The following is a 13,673-nucleotide window of genomic DNA, read 5'->3' as shown; positions in this document are numbered from 1 at the left end:
AGCCTCCTTCGGCTCCCGCTCGTAGCCCCTCAGGGGCCTGCGTTTGCCGGCGCCTTCTGTGCAAGTCCGTGGCCACGTTTGGGCTTGCCGTATTCGCATCAATCCGTCGGCCGGCCGGTCCTAAACCGGGGTCTGCCTTCGGAGTCCTGCCCGAAAGAGGAACCACTCATGAAACCGTTGGACAGCGCTGTCCGTCCGGCCCCCGAACAATCCATCCGCCCCGACATCCAACCGATGATAGCGGCGCAGTCCGCCCAGCAAGCCAGCCATGAATCCCGTGGCAGCGGCCAGGAACCCCACGGAGAACTGATTATCGCCGGCTCCCTGGAGGGGCTGGATGGCTCCACGAGCCCCGGCCCCGCCATGCCGAACTACCTGGAACGGGAGGAGGTGAACATCGTGATCCGCAAACTCAGCCAGAGCTACTCCTACTGGAAGCGAATACAGGGCACAAGCATCGACGAGCAGAAACTGGACGAGGCCCGCGACGAACTGCTGGCGTACCGGCAGCTCATCCGCTGAATCTCCCGGTTCCCCCGCCCGTGACGACGTCTGGATCGGCTGGTACGTTGGCTGTGACGGCCCCGGCCGCCACTCGCTGACGCACCAGTTTGGAGGACAATGATGTCTGACCCGGCTCCGCTTTCCGATCTTGAAATTGCCCGTCGCGCCACGCTGAAGCCGATCGCCGAGGTGGCCTTGGCCGCCGGAATCCCGGGCGACGCCGTCGAACTCTACGGGAACTACAAGGCGAAGATCGACCCGGCCAGGCTCGGCCCGGACCAAGCCCAGCCCCGCGGGAAGGTGGTGCTGGTCAGCGCCATGTCTCCAACACCGGCCGGAGAGGGCAAGTCCACCGTGACCGTGGGTCTGGGGGACGCCCTGGCCAAGGCCGGCCACCGCACCATGATCGCGCTGCGCGAGCCCTCGCTCGGGCCGATCCTTGGCATGAAGGGCGGGGCCACCGGCGGCGGCTATTCCCAGGTGCTGCCGATGGACCAGATCAACCTGCACTTCACCGGAGACTTCCACGCCATCACCAGCGCCAACAACGCGTTGATGGCGCTGGTGGACAATCACATCTACCAGGGCAACGAGCTCAACATCGATCCGCGGCGGCTGACCTTCCGCCGCGTGCTGGACATGAACGACCGGGCGCTGCGGCAGATAGTGATCGGTCTTGGCGGGCCGGGGCAGGGCATCCCGCGCGAGGCAGGCTTCGACATCACCGTCGCTTCCGAGGTGATGGCCGTCTTCTGCCTCGCCACGGACCTGAAGGACCTCAAGCGGCGGCTGTCGCGGATCACCTTCGGCTACACCTATGACAAGAAGCCCGTGACCGCCGCCCAGCTCGGGGCCGAGGGCGCCATGACCATGATGCTCAAGGACGCCATTAAACCCAACCTCGTCCAGACCATCGCGGGAACGCCGGCACTTGTCCACGGCGGCCCGTTCGCCAACATCGCACACGGCTGCAACTCCGTCATCGCCACCCAGACCGCCCGCAGGCTGGCCGACGTCGTCGTCACCGAGGCCGGATTCGGCTCGGACCTTGGCGCCGAGAAGTTCATGGACATCAAGGCGCGCTCCGCCGGGTTCGCCCCGTCGGCGATCGTCATCGTCGCCACCATCCGCGCGCTGAAGATGCACGGCGGCGTCGCCAAGGAGGACTTGTCTGTCCCCAACCTTGCCGCGCTGCAGGAGGGCGCCGCAAACCTCGAGCGGCACCTCGACAACGCCGCGAAGTTCGGTATCACACCCGTCGTCGCCCTCAACCGCTTCACATCGGATACGGACGAGGAAGTCGACTGGGTGCTTGAGTGGTGCCGGCAGAAGGGCGTCGAGGCCGCGGCGGCGGACGTCTGGGGGCATGGCGGCGGCGGCGACGGCGGCGACGAGCTGGCCGCCAAGGTCGCGCAGGCGCTCGACGCGGTGCAGCACTTTGCGCCGCTGTACGACCTGGACCTGTCGGTGGACAAGAAGATCGAGACTGTCGCCCAGCAGATCTACGGCGCCGACCATGTCGAGTTCTCGACCCTCGCAAAGAACCGGCTGGCCGAGATCGACGCCAACGGGTGGGGCAAGCTGCCGGTCTGCATGGCCAAAACCCAGTACTCCTTCACCGATGACGCCACCCGCTTCGGTGCGCCGTCCGGTTTCACCATTACCGTGCGCGAACTGATCCCCCGGACCGGCGCCGGCTTCATCGTCGCGCTCACCGGCGCCGTGATGACCATGCCGGGCCTGCCCAAAGAACCTGCCGCCATGCGCATGGACGTGAACGACGACGGCGAGATCACCGGCCTCTTCTAGCGCACCTCGGGGAAGGGGACCGGTTACCGGCAGTCCAAGCTGCAGCTCGAACAGGAAAGGGCGGGACCGTTCCCTCTATGGAGCGCGGTCCCGTCCCGCTTTACCTGGAACGCAGCTTGGCCGGCCCGGGTTCCGTCGACAGGCTCGCGGCGAGGGCTGCACAGGCGACGAGTTGCACAGCCCCAAGTGCCCGCGTTAGTCCAGGGTGCAGGCGGCACCACTCCATGATTGGCCGGAACGGGCCGGCCGCCCAGCGGGAACAGTGTTCGTCAGGCAGGAGCACGGTGAGCAACCCGTCGCCGATGCCGAACATTGCTACGCTCTCGACGATTCGCACGTCCATCTGACTTCCTCTCGATTGATGCGGAGGAGATGAGCAGGCCGAATAGGCCGCAGTGGCCCTCCTGCATCCAGCGTCCGCGTCCGTACCCAATGCCGATAGGGCATTCCGACTCTGCCTCGTGCCAGCCGGCCTAGAGCAGCGTTGTTAAGGGCTTGGCTTGGGTGCTGGACTCAGCCGTACCCCGCGCGAAGTCCAGCCCCTCATCGGTACGCTGGCTTCGGGCAGGCTCTTTCAGTGTCCGGCAAGATTTGAACGCGTGCACGCGTTCCTCGACAGGAAGAAGAAGCAAAAATGGGCAACTTCGAACATCCTGCGGGGCTTCCCGCCAAAGTCGGCGTTCTGGGCGGAGGCCGCATGGGGGCGGGAATCGCCCACGCATTCCTGCTCAAAGGCGCGAATGTCGTGGTGGTCGAGCGCGACGAAGCCTCTGCGGAGGCGGCCCGGGAACGGATCGAATCGTCGGCTGCGAAATCGATCGAGCGCGGCGTGGAGGATGCCAACCTCGACGAGATGGCCTCCCGGTTGGCCGTGTCGGTGGATTATGCTGATTTCGCGGACCGGGAACTGGTCGTCGAGGCCGTGCCCGAAGACCGGGACCTCAAAGTGGCCTCGCTGCGCGCCGTCGAGGAACGCCTGGCCGCCGGCGCCGTACTGGCGTCCAACACGTCCTCGCTGTCCGTGAGCGATCTGGCGCGGGAACTGTCCCGGCCGCAGGACTTCCTCGGTCTGCACTTCTTCAATCCGGTCCCCGCCTCCACGCTGATCGAAGTCGTTATTGGAGAACAGACCCGGCCGGAGCTGGTAGAGGCGGCGCGAGGCTGGGTGCAGGCGCTGGGCAAGACGGCCGTGGTCGTCAATGATGCACCGGGATTCGCCAGCTCAAGGCTGGGCGTCGCGATCGCGCTCGAGGCTATGCGCATGGTCGAGGAGGGCGTGGCCTCCGCCGAGGATATCGACAACGCTATGGTGCTGGGGTACAAACACCCCACCGGACCGCTGCGGACCACCGACATCGTGGGCCTAGACGTCCGCCTAGGGATCGCCGAGTACCTGCACAAGACACTCGGCGACAGGTTTGCGCCGCCGCAGATCCTCCGGGACAAGGTGGCCCGTGGCGAACTGGGCCGCAAGACCGGTAAGGGTTTTTTCGACTGGAGTTGAGCTGCAGGCACCCGAGTCCCTGTTGGCCGGCACTGGCAGCGCTGCCAGGGGTTGTGCGGGCGCATCTCAGTTGTAGCGTGGGCGCATGGACTTCAGAGAACTGATCGAGACAGCCGGCCGCGTTATTGATGCTGCCGGTGTCGCTGCCATGGTGATCGGTGCCGTCCTGGCTGCAGCATTCGCTGTGCCAAAGCTCCTCGGCAGGCAGGCCGGGGTATACGAGGGGTTCCGCCGGTTCCTTGGACGTTCGATCCTCTTGGGGCTCGAACTGCTCGTGGCGGCGGATATCATCCGCACCGTGGCCGTCAGTCCGACGCTGGAAAGCGTAGCTGCGCTGGCCGTGATCGTGCTGATCCGTACATTCCTGAGCTGGTCGCTGGAGCTCGAAATCACCGGCAGGTGGCCGTGGCAGGGGAAGGAAGAGCAGCTGCCTGCGAATTCGGGTGGACGGGCGGCTGAGTAGTTGAATCGAACGCCGTGCGTTTTTAGCCTTCGCAGTCGGTGCAGTAGGCGTGGGAGCCTTGTTGCCGGGCGATCTGGGAGCGGTGCCGGACAAGGAAGCATGAGTAGCAGGTGAATTCGTCGTCGGCCTGCGGGATGACCTGGACGTTGAGTTCCTCTGCGATGAACTCGCCGCCGGGTACGCCGGCTCCGTCAAGGCCGTCGGCCTCGTCCAGCTCCATGACGACACTGCGCGCGCCCGGCGGGCGCATTTACGGACCGTACTGCCTGCAGGGACTTGTCCTGGGACTCCTTGACGTCGGCCCGGACCTCATCATAATCGGTTGCCACTTGGTGTGATCTCTTTTCTCAAGGTGGATGAATGGTGTACAGCGTCCTCGACCCCGAGGCTATTCCCGGCCTCCAGTGTGACAATCCGCATAGGCTTGCCGCGGTGTCCGTGTTCGGACCTTAACGCCATCCGCCGGCGGATCTCCCTGGGAACGGAGAGTTGCCGCCGGCGGATGGAGCCGTGCCGGTCCTGTCAGTCCTTGCGGACCGTACGCGGGTCGACGTTCCGGGCGGCGAAGATCAGCAGGCCGGAGCCCAGGATGGGCAGCACGCCCCACCAGAGGCCGGCGTTGATCCAGCCGCCACCGGCAGCGAGAGTGGCGGTGATCAGCAGGCCGCCGAGGATCGCCCCGATCTGGCCCGAGGCGTTGATGATGGAACTTCCCGTTGCCCGGGTGTGGACGGGGAAGCTTTCGCCGGTGAAGAACAGCAGGGCGGAGAAGGGCCCGATGAGGAAGAACAGCCCGGCGCTGTACAGGGCAACGATAAGCGGGAAGTTCCCGTTGGGGGCCTGGAGCATGGTGAAGAACGAGACGGCACACAGTATCCAGCCGATGCCGATCGCGTTGCGGCGTCCGATCCGGTCACCGAGCCAGCCGTGGAACAGGTATCCGGCGAAGGCCGTCGCATTGGAGATGATGAGGATCAGCAGCGCGTTGTCGAACTCGATGTTCTTGCCGTCCGGGGCCGAAAGCAGCGACGTGCCGAGGATTGCGAAGGCGAGGACGCCCAGCCAGTTCAGCAGGAAGGCGCCGCCGATCGTCAGGGCGGACCTCCGCGACTCCCCGCGGAAGACGGAGACGAGCGGACTGGCCTTCTCCGAGACGTCGATGCCGTATTTGTCCCCAAGTTGCTGCGCCTCTTCCCGCCGGCCCTCCTTCATCATCTTGTCGATCTGGTGACGGTGGGCGAATTGGGGGCTTTCCTTGAGCCAGCGCCCGGCGATCATGATGAAGACGGCTGGAATGGCGGCGACGATGAAGCAGAGCACCCATCCGCCAATGGGGAAAAGCAGGTAGACGGAGCCGGCAGCGAGTACGGAGCCGACGGGCCAGCCGGACTGGACGAGCGAGTAGATGAGCCCGCGCCGGCGGGCCTTGGCCGGGTCGCTATGGCTGTGGGCGAACATCTCATTGAGGTAGGCGGCGTTGATGGCCTGCTCGGCGTAGCCGAGGCCGGCGAGCGAACGCACCAGGACGAGGAAGACGAGTCCGAGGCCGGCAGCGATGCCGGCGACCCAGCCGACCATGGCGGTCAGCAGCGAGGCGACAGCGGCACCGGCGACGGCGATCAGGATGCCCTTGCGGCGGCCGATCCGGTCGACGACCGGTCCGATGGCGAAGGCGACGATCGCGGTGCCGGCCGTCACCCAGGTGTTGACCTCCGTAGACTGAGCCGCACTCCAGCCGAGGTCTGCCGCCAGTTGCGGCAGGAGATTGCCGAACAGGACGAAGTCGTAGACGGCGAAGGTCCAGGCGAAAAAGCAGATCCAGGTGGCCAGCCGGACGTCCTTGGGCCTGATATCGGATTCGACGAATTGGGACGTTTGAACAGTGGACATGACGGTTCCTATTCACGGTGATAGGGGTAGCGATGTGGTGATTCCGGAACGAAGAGGGGGCGGCCCGGGGCCAGCGTTGCTAGCTGGCCTCCAGGCCGCCCCCTTATTGCCGCAGCTCCTTGATCAGCGGGTTGGAGCCAGCTCGGACGTTGCGTTTTCCCGACGCTCGGCTGTGGCCTTCAGGTCAACGGTGAGCTGACCGTCGATCTCCCTGAGGACCACGCCGTAGTCCCGGGCGGCCGCCTCGGCCGTCGTGAAGCCGTCGAGGACGTCCTCGAGGACCTTCAGCGGGTCCCGCCGGAGCGGGTCGCCGAAGCCGCCGCCGCTGGGCACGGTGATCTGGAGCGAGTCTCCGGCCAGCAACTGACGGCCGGTGACCTTGGACGGCCAGGACTCCTCCCCGGTGCGGCCGGGGTTCTTCACGAGTGAGCCGTTGAGGCCGTCGTGGCCGCCGTAGGCGCCCCACGGTGCGTCCGACTCATGGCGTTCGCCTTCGCAGGTGATCACGGTGTCGGTCAGGAAGGTGTTCTCCCGGACGATGCCGATTCCGCCGCGGAATTCGCCTGCCGCCGCCGGATCCGAGCGCAGTTCATAGCGGTCGGTGCGCATCGGGAACCGCCATTCGAGCTCCTCGATCGGATTGTTTCGGGTGTTGGCGATGAGGTTGTCCACGGAGTCTGGGCCGTCGCTGGTGGCACGGGCGCCATAGGAGCCCTCGTTGACCTCTAGGTAGACCCAGTACTCGCCCTGCTTCTCGTCCCATCCCGAGTACGAGATGAAGTGGATGTGGGCGGAGTTGCCGGCCGTGACACGGTCGGGGATGACCGGCGCGAGGGCCCGCAAGGCCAGGTCGACGGCGCGCTGCACCTGGGAGAACCGTGAGAAGGTTGCGGCCGGGTACTTGGGATTGAAGATGGTGCCCTCCGGAGCGATCACCTTCAGCGGCTTGAGCATGCCCTCGTTCTGCGGCACGAACACCGGGAAGGCAACCTCGTCCAGGAACATCATGCGGGTAATGAATGTGAACGCCGAGACCGTCGTTCCCTCGAAGGCGCAGTTGTAAGCGGTCGGCACCTGCTCGGAGGACCCCGTGAGGTCATAGGTGATCTCGTCACCCTCGACGATCACCTTCACGACGATCGGCAGCTTCTTGCCGTAGTTCCGGCCGTCGTCATCGAGGTAGCCGACCTCCGTCTCGTAGACGCCGTCCGGGATCTTGGCGATCTCCTGGCGTAGCATCCGCTCCGAGTAATCGATCCAGCTCTGGCCTGCCTCGCGCACCGACCCGAAGCCGTAGCGCTCGATAAGGGCGAGGTAGCGGGACTTGGCCAGTTCGCAGGCGGCGATCATCGCCTGGAAGTCGCCTTCGTTCGAGGTTGGCGTCCGGGTGTTGTTGAGGATGTGCCGGATCAAGGATTCCTGCCGGACCCCCTTCTCATAGATCTTCACGGCCCGGAAGATCGTGCCCTCGGACTGGACGTCCTGGATATCCACCATCAGGCCGGAGAACGCACCGCCGTTGTCAATCAGCTGGCCCGAGGCGCCGGCGAAGCCGACGAGTTCTCCGGCGTGGAAGATCGGCTCGATGATGGCCACGTCCGGGGAGTGGGTTGCCCCCAGATACGGGTCGTTGTGCAGGATGACGTCGCCCTCGTGAATGTCGTCGCCGAGGACCGAGATCACGCCCTTGACAATTTTGGGCATGGAACCCATGAACATCGGCGTGGAGTCCGACTCGGCCAGCACGTTGCCGTCCCTGTCGAACAGGCCCGCGCCGAGGTCCTCCGACTCGCGGATGATCGAGGAGTAGGCCATACGGAACAGCACCGAGGCCATCTCCTTGGCGGCGGAGTTCAGGGCGCCGCCAATCACGCGCATCAGGATCGGCGTGGCCAGCTTCTCAGCGGTTTCGGCGGCTGCGGGGCAGGCGATGACGAGGTTGCCGGCAGCGTCCACGGTTCCGGAGAAGCCCGGGGGAATAACAACCGTGGAGTCGTATTGCTCGATGATCGCCGGGCCTTCGAAAGAGGTGCCAACGCCCATCTTTTCGCGGTCATAGAAGCCGGTGTCCACGGTGACGGGCTTGCCGTCCTGGTCGAAGGTCACCGGGCGGGTCTCCACGAGTGCATCCTCGAGGGATCCGGATTGCGTCGGCTCCGGCGTGGGCAGCTCGTCCATCACCGCGCGGGCCTCGACCCGGATGTTGATGACCTCGACGGTTCCGTTCTTGAAACGGTGGCCGTATTCCTCGAAGTGGGCATCGTGGAAGGCGGCCTCGGCCTGGTCCAGCCAGGCCGAGGTAACGGGGCCCTCCGGGACGTCGAAGCGGATCTCGTAGCCCTGGCCCTCGTAACGGGCGTCGGCCAGCCAGTCCAGCCGGCGTCGGCCGGCGGGGACGTCCTCGGCGTCCAACTGGGCATTAGCTTCGCGCTCCAGTTGCTCGAAAGAGGCTTGGATGGCAGCAGGATCGGCGTCGCGGAAGGTGAACCGGTTGGTGGCGACGAACTCGTACTGCTCGTCCGTGGCCAGTAGGCCGGTCGCAGCGATGATGCCGGGGTGGGCTGGGATCAGCACGTTTGGTACCTCGAGCTCTGCGGCGATTTCACAGGCGAACAGGGCGCCCGCGCCGCCGGCTGCCACGAGGGTGAAGTCGCGCGGATCGTAGCCGCGGCGGACGGAGTTCTGCTCGATGGCCTGCGTCATGCCGAACTTCTGGATCTGGAGGGCGCCGAGAGCGGCCTCCTCGACGGACATGCCCAGCTTTCCGGCCAGTCCTTCCATGGCGTGGCGGGCGCCGTCGAGGTCCATGTCCAGGCCCGAACCGGCGAGGACACGGTCCGGGCGCATGCGGCCCAGCAGCACTTGGGCGTCGGTCGACGTCGGCTCGGTGCCGCCCCGGCCGTAGCAAACCGGGCCCGGGTCGGCGCCGGCCGACTGGGGCCCGACGCGGAAGACCCCGCCGGCGTCGACGTAGGCGATGGAGCCGCCGCCGGCACCGATGGTGTCGATATCCACCATGGGGACCATGGCCTGGTGGTCGCCGATCTTGGTGTCCAGCAGGTGGCGCATGCGCAATTCACCCTGGTAGGCCACACCGATGTCCGCCGACGTGCCGCCGATGTCCAAGGTGACGACATTCTCGAAGCCGGACTGCCGGCCTGCCCACATGCCGCCGATCAGGCCGCCGACCGGTCCGGACATCATCAGCGTCACGGGCCGCTTGGCAGCCTCCTTGATCGGAACCATCCCGCCGGAGGACTGCATCAGAAGGATCTCGCGCTGGTAGCCCAGGCTTTCGGCCTGCTCCTGCAGACGGTAGAGGTAGCGCGAAACCCTAGGTCCCACATAGGCGTTCAAAGCGGTGGTGGAAAAGCGCTCATACTCCCGGTACAGGGGCACGATGTCGCTGGATAGGGAGAGGTAAGCCTCGGGGAATTCCTCCGCGACGATCTCTCCGATCCGCTGCTCATGGGCGGAGTTCAGGTAGGAGTGCAGCAGGCAGACGGCGATGGCCTCTACACCGGCAGCCTTGAGCTCGCGCACCCGCTCCCGGACCTCGTCCTCGTCCAGGGGGACCAGGACGTCGCCGTTCGGGGCCGTGATGCGTTCCTTGACGGTAAGACGATGACGGCGCTTGATCAGGGGCTTGGTCTGCCACGGCATGTCCTGCTGCAGCGAGAAGTTGTGCGGCTTTTTGTGGCGGGCGATGTGCAGGATGTCCCGGAAACCGTCGGTAGTGATCATCCCGACCTCCGCCCCGGTGTGCGTCAGCGCGGTATTCGTTGCCACCGTGGTCCCGTGCACCAGTTGGTCGATCTCCGACAGTGCCACCCCGGCCTTTGCACAGAGCTTCTTGATGCCGTTGACCACCGCCTCGGACGGGTCGTGTGGAGTGGACGGAACTTTCTCCACAACGGCTATGCGCTGGTCGTCGTCCGAGAAATACAAGTCGGTGAAGGTGCCGCCGACGTCTACTCCGATGCGCTTCATGATGATCCTTTCGGAAGTTGGGCTCAGGACTGGGTTGGACGGAAGTTGTGGTTGAAGGGAAGACCTGGGGTCGAGGAAAAGGCTTGGGGGCCGGTCCGCTCTGCCCCGGATTGGAGCCCGAATCCCCCGGGCCGGAATACATTCCCGCAACTTGATGTGCTCTAGCTCACTTATAGTTGCTTGCTAAGCAATTTAGTTCCCCTGCCAACAACACGCAATGGTTATGACGCCTCTTTTTTGGGGCCCGCTTCTTCTGATCCCAAGAACCTGCGCCCCAAGGGCTGGGATCAGCCCGGTCCGGCCGCTCCGTGACGCACTCGCCGCTGCTCGTCCCGATCCGAGCCGTTGGTCCGAAGGAAAACAGATTTGGCGAACCTCTGGTGTTCCGCCGATCCTTGCGCTAGCGTAGTCCCCACAGCAACCCAGTTGCTCGGTTAGCAACAAGGAATATCCAGAATGGAGAGAGCCATGACAGTCACGACCAACGACATCGAAGCCCGTCTTGCAGCAGTGCTGGAGGAGGCGTTCGAAGCCGGCACGAGCATCTACAACGACCGCGGCTTCAAGCGCCGGATCGGCTACGGCAACCGTCCCGCCGTCATCCACATCGACCTGGCGAACGCCTGGACCCGCCCGGGTCATCCGTTCAGCTGCCCGGGCATGGAGGAAATCATCCCCAACGTCCAGCGGATCAACGAAGCCGCGCGCGCCAAAGGGGTCCCGGTCTTCTACACCACAAACGTGTACCGGAACCGCGATGCGACCTCCGGGACGAACGACATGGGCCTGTGGTACTCGAAGATCCCCGTGGAAACCCTGCCGGCGGATTCCTACTGGGCGCAGATCGACGACCGCATCGCCCCCGCGGAGGGCGAGGTCGTGATCGAGAAGAACCGCGCCTCGGCGTTCCCGGGGACGAACCTCGAGCTCTTCCTGACTTCCAACCGCATCGACACTCTGATCGTGACCGGTGCGACCGCGGCCGGGTGCGTGCGCCACACCGTCGAGGACGCTATCGCGAAGGGCTTCCGCCCGATCATCGCCAGGGAGACCATCGGCGACCGTGTCCCGGGGGTCGTGCAGTGGAACCTCTACGACATCGATAACAAGTTCGGCGATGTGGAGTCCACGGACTCGGTGGTGGAGTACCTGAACGCCCTCCCGCAGTTCGAGGACACTGTCCCGAAGACGCTCTCGGATCCCCAGCCTGAGGTCGAGGCCCCCGCGGATCCGGCCTGATCCACTGCACTGTCGGGGTTCCTCGGGCTGGCATCCTCAGGCCGACCCGGCGGCAGCCCGGCACCCCTCGATGGGTGCCGGGCTGCCGCACAACTGCGAGGACCAGGGGGCGCCAGGCATCCGTGCAGGGGGCCGGCACGCGCGTTCAGCAGAAGAGGACCGACGATGGCAGGCGAATCGCGACGAGCCTCGGAGCCGGGGACGGTGCGGCTGCAGCCGGCGGCCCACGTCCCTGGGCAACGGGGAGGGAGAACTTATGCTGGACCCACACATTACCGCTGAGAAACCGCAGGGGGCGGCGGCATCGCTGCTCAACGGTCTAGCGGTCCTCGAGGCGTTCTCCGTCGCCAAGCGCTCGCTCCTGGGCGTTACGGAGATTTCCGAGCTGGTCGGGCTGCACAAAAGCACCGTCTCCCGGATGCTCACCGGCCTGACCGAAGCCGGCTACGTCCAGCGCGACGACGACACAGGCCGGTACCGGCTCGGCCTAGGGATGATCGGCCTGGCCGGCCCGTTGCTTGCCGAGCTCGACGTCCGCCGGGCCGCGCTGCCGCATCTGGAAGAACTGACACAGACCACGGGGGAAACGGCAGCGATCGCCGTCTGGAATGGCACCAATGCGATCGTCGTGGAACAGACGGCCAGCCTGCACCAGGTCAAGCACAGCGCGGCGATCGGCACGCGCTACAACAAATTCGCCAGCTCCTCGGTCAAGGTCTTCCTCGCCGAGCTGCCGCCAGAGGAGGCCGGCCGCCTGCTTGCCGCGCGGATAGTGGTGCGGGACGGCTATCGGGGGTTCGAGGACCCGGTCCACGAACAGCTTGCAGCGGTGCGGGACCAGGGGTCCGCCGTCAACGACGGCGAGACCACCTTCGAGGAGTATGGCGTCTCGGCGCCCGTCCGGGACTACCGGGGCGCGGCCGTAGGCTGCGTCACGGTAAGCGCGCCCCGATCCCGGGTGCAATACCAGCAGAGCCAGTTGATCCTGCGCGATGCGGTGCTCCGGGCCGCCGACCGAATGTCCGCCCGGCTAGGCAACTGGCCGGCGGAAAAAGCACCCGGTACGGCGACCGCCGTCACGGACCCTGGGGGGAAGTGCCCCGCGCCTTTGCTTCCCGCAGCCGGTGTACGGTGATCAGCTAGCGGCCGACCAGCCCAGCCGGACGGATACTTCCGAGGCGGCGTGTTGCACGGCCCGAACCAGGGCCTCCCCGGTGGCGTGCTTGTGCACGCGGGACCGGGGAGCTGATGCGGTAATGCAGCCGACCACCTTGCCCCGGTAATCGCGAACCGGGGCGGAGACTCCGAACTCCTCATCCGTAGTCGCGCCGTCGTTGACGGCGTATGCCTGGCGGGCGACTTCCTGCAGGTGGGAGGTGTGATCCAACGGCAGGCTGTCTCCTGCCGCGCGATGTATCCGGCCGGATTCGATCAGTTCGGTTGCCAGGCCCGGGGCCAGCTCCGCCAGGAACACCCGCACCGAGGAGCTCGCGAATTTGTTGTACCGGGTGCCGATGCTGGCAGTGTGCTTGACCTGGTGCGGACTGGCGACCTGCTCCACGACGATCGCCTCATGGCCATTCCAGACCGAGATCGCGCTGGTCTCCTGGGTGCTTTCGGTCAACTGCTCCAGATAGGGAAGGGCGGCACGGCGAACATCCAGATCCGCCAGCAAAGGGCCGGACAGCGCAATCAGGCCCAGCCCGAGCCGGTACCGGCCCGTCTCCTCGTCCCGCTGGACATATCCGGCGTCTGTCAGCCCGCCGAGAATGCGGGACACCGTGCTCTTGTGGAGTCCCACGCGCTGAGCGACCTCGGTGACGCCTAGCACCGGTTTTTGAACGGAAAAGGCTTCCAGCACGGCGAGACCGTTCAGCAGCGAAGCCGCAGCTCCCTGGACCTGCCCGTTCTCCTGCCTCGGCCTGCCTGCCATCTGCATCCTTTCGCGTGGCGTGACCTCCCGCCACTCTTTTGGCCATCATATGCTCCAGCCGGGGCGGTGATGGGGAAGATCCCGCAGGGCAGGTGCCGAGAAGATGTGTCATCCCCGTGGCACCCGAGCTGCGGCACCCCTGCAAATGCCGGCAGACGAGCCAAAAAACGTAGGAAAACTCTTACCTGTTGCTGGTGAGGCAACTATATTGATCAGAACGCAACTGAAGAGTGGGTTGGATCACACAGGCAAGATTCCACTCCATAACAAGGCACAGCGAGGGACACGGCGCGTGGCCAATGTCCTCAAATTCGTCCTCTCCACAAAGCCGGGTGCCGGCA

The 13,673-nt window shown here is 65.5% G+C and carries 10 protein-coding genes and 1 pseudogene; 7 read left to right on the top strand and 4 right to left on the bottom strand.

Annotated elements, in window-relative coordinates; translation table 11 throughout:
• The first annotated feature begins 168 nt into the window (after positions 1 to 168).
• The 5 genes from AHIS1636_RS05350 to AHIS1636_RS20415 all read left to right on the top strand — a co-directional run bounded on the left by AHIS1636_RS05350 (position 169) and on the right by AHIS1636_RS20415 (position 4,383).
• Positions 169 to 522: a hypothetical protein gene (locus AHIS1636_RS05350; protein WP_264794778.1), complete on the top strand. Its 354-nt coding sequence runs from the start codon at positions 169 to 171 to the stop codon at positions 520 to 522.
• A gap of 102 nt (positions 523 to 624) precedes the next feature.
• Positions 625 to 2,313 (top strand): formate--tetrahydrofolate ligase, encoded by a 1,689-nt coding sequence (locus tag AHIS1636_RS05345; RefSeq protein WP_264794777.1) that lies wholly within the window; start codon positions 625 to 627, stop codon positions 2,311 to 2,313.
• Between the two features lie 634 nt (positions 2,314 to 2,947).
• Positions 2,948 to 3,817, top strand: coding sequence for a 3-hydroxyacyl-CoA dehydrogenase family protein (locus AHIS1636_RS05340; RefSeq protein WP_264794776.1), 870 nt, complete (start codon positions 2,948 to 2,950; stop codon positions 3,815 to 3,817).
• Between the two features lie 85 nt (positions 3,818 to 3,902).
• Positions 3,903 to 4,280, top strand: a complete 378-nt coding sequence (locus AHIS1636_RS05335) for a DUF1622 domain-containing protein (RefSeq protein ID WP_264794775.1) — start codon at positions 3,903 to 3,905, stop codon at positions 4,278 to 4,280.
• Between the two features lie 4 nt (positions 4,281 to 4,284).
• On the top strand, positions 4,285 to 4,383 hold the full coding sequence (locus AHIS1636_RS20415) for a twin-arginine translocation signal domain-containing protein (protein WP_373875791.1): 99 nt from the start codon (positions 4,285 to 4,287) through the stop codon (positions 4,381 to 4,383).
• On the opposite strand, the pseudogene AHIS1636_RS20410 reads toward AHIS1636_RS20415, so the two are convergent.
• The 3 genes and pseudogenes from AHIS1636_RS20410 to AHIS1636_RS05320 all read right to left on the bottom strand — a co-directional run.
• Positions 4,369 to 4,500: pseudogene (locus tag AHIS1636_RS20410) on the bottom strand (DUF4193 family protein); the annotation flags it as partial. The gene AHIS1636_RS20415 and the pseudogene AHIS1636_RS20410 sit on opposite strands and share 15 nt — an antisense overlap.
• A 302-nt stretch (positions 4,501 to 4,802) precedes the next feature.
• Entirely contained in the window at positions 4,803 to 6,170 is a 1,368-nt protein-coding gene (locus AHIS1636_RS05325; protein ID WP_264794774.1) for an MFS transporter, read from the bottom strand.
• A gap of 123 nt (positions 6,171 to 6,293) precedes the next feature.
• Positions 6,294 to 10,160 (bottom strand): hydantoinase B/oxoprolinase family protein, encoded by a 3,867-nt coding sequence (locus AHIS1636_RS05320; RefSeq protein ID WP_264794773.1) that lies wholly within the window; start codon positions 10,158 to 10,160, stop codon positions 6,294 to 6,296.
• 468 nt (positions 10,161 to 10,628) lie between these two features.
• Between AHIS1636_RS05320 and AHIS1636_RS05315 the strand changes: the two genes are divergently transcribed.
• Positions 10,629 to 11,399, top strand: coding sequence for an N-carbamoylsarcosine amidohydrolase (locus AHIS1636_RS05315; RefSeq protein WP_264794772.1), 771 nt, complete (start codon positions 10,629 to 10,631; stop codon positions 11,397 to 11,399).
• 256 nt (positions 11,400 to 11,655) lie between these two features.
• Positions 11,656 to 12,534: an IclR family transcriptional regulator gene (locus AHIS1636_RS05310; protein WP_264794771.1), complete on the top strand. Its 879-nt coding sequence runs from the start codon at positions 11,656 to 11,658 to the stop codon at positions 12,532 to 12,534.
• On the opposite strand, the gene AHIS1636_RS05305 is transcribed toward AHIS1636_RS05310, so the two are convergent.
• Positions 12,535 to 13,332: an IclR family transcriptional regulator gene (locus AHIS1636_RS05305; protein WP_264794770.1), complete on the bottom strand. Its 798-nt coding sequence runs from the start codon at positions 13,330 to 13,332 to the stop codon at positions 12,535 to 12,537.
• Between the last annotated feature and the right edge of the window lie 341 nt (positions 13,333 to 13,673).

Origin of the sequence: Arthrobacter mangrovi, from assembly GCF_026011795.1 — a bacterium.
In the GTDB taxonomy this organism is placed as follows: domain Bacteria; phylum Actinomycetota; class Actinomycetes; order Actinomycetales; family Micrococcaceae; genus Crystallibacter; species Crystallibacter mangrovi.
This window is presented reverse-complemented; position numbering and strand designations above follow the sequence as displayed.

Excerpts from the sequence above, each read along its gene's own strand:
- AHIS1636_RS05350 (WP_264794778.1), top strand. The coding sequence starts at position 169 with ATGAAACCGTTGGACAGCGCTGTCCGTCCGGCCCCCGAACAATCCATC.
- AHIS1636_RS05345 (WP_264794777.1), top strand. The coding sequence starts at position 625 with ATGTCTGACCCGGCTCCGCTTTCCGATCTTGAAATTGCCCGTCGCGCC.
- AHIS1636_RS05340 (WP_264794776.1), top strand. The coding sequence starts at position 2,948 with ATGGGCAACTTCGAACATCCTGCGGGGCTTCCCGCCAAAGTCGGCGTT.
- AHIS1636_RS05335 (WP_264794775.1), top strand. The coding sequence starts at position 3,903 with ATGGACTTCAGAGAACTGATCGAGACAGCCGGCCGCGTTATTGATGCT.
- AHIS1636_RS05325 (WP_264794774.1), bottom strand. The coding sequence starts at position 6,170 with ATGTCCACTGTTCAAACGTCCCAATTCGTCGAATCCGATATCAGGCCC.
- AHIS1636_RS05320 (WP_264794773.1), bottom strand. The coding sequence starts at position 10,160 with ATGAAGCGCATCGGAGTAGACGTCGGCGGCACCTTCACCGACTTGTAT.
- AHIS1636_RS05315 (WP_264794772.1), top strand. The coding sequence starts at position 10,629 with ATGACAGTCACGACCAACGACATCGAAGCCCGTCTTGCAGCAGTGCTG.
- AHIS1636_RS05310 (WP_264794771.1), top strand. The coding sequence starts at position 11,656 with ATGCTGGACCCACACATTACCGCTGAGAAACCGCAGGGGGCGGCGGCA.
- AHIS1636_RS05305 (WP_264794770.1), bottom strand. The coding sequence starts at position 13,332 with ATGGCAGGCAGGCCGAGGCAGGAGAACGGGCAGGTCCAGGGAGCTGCG.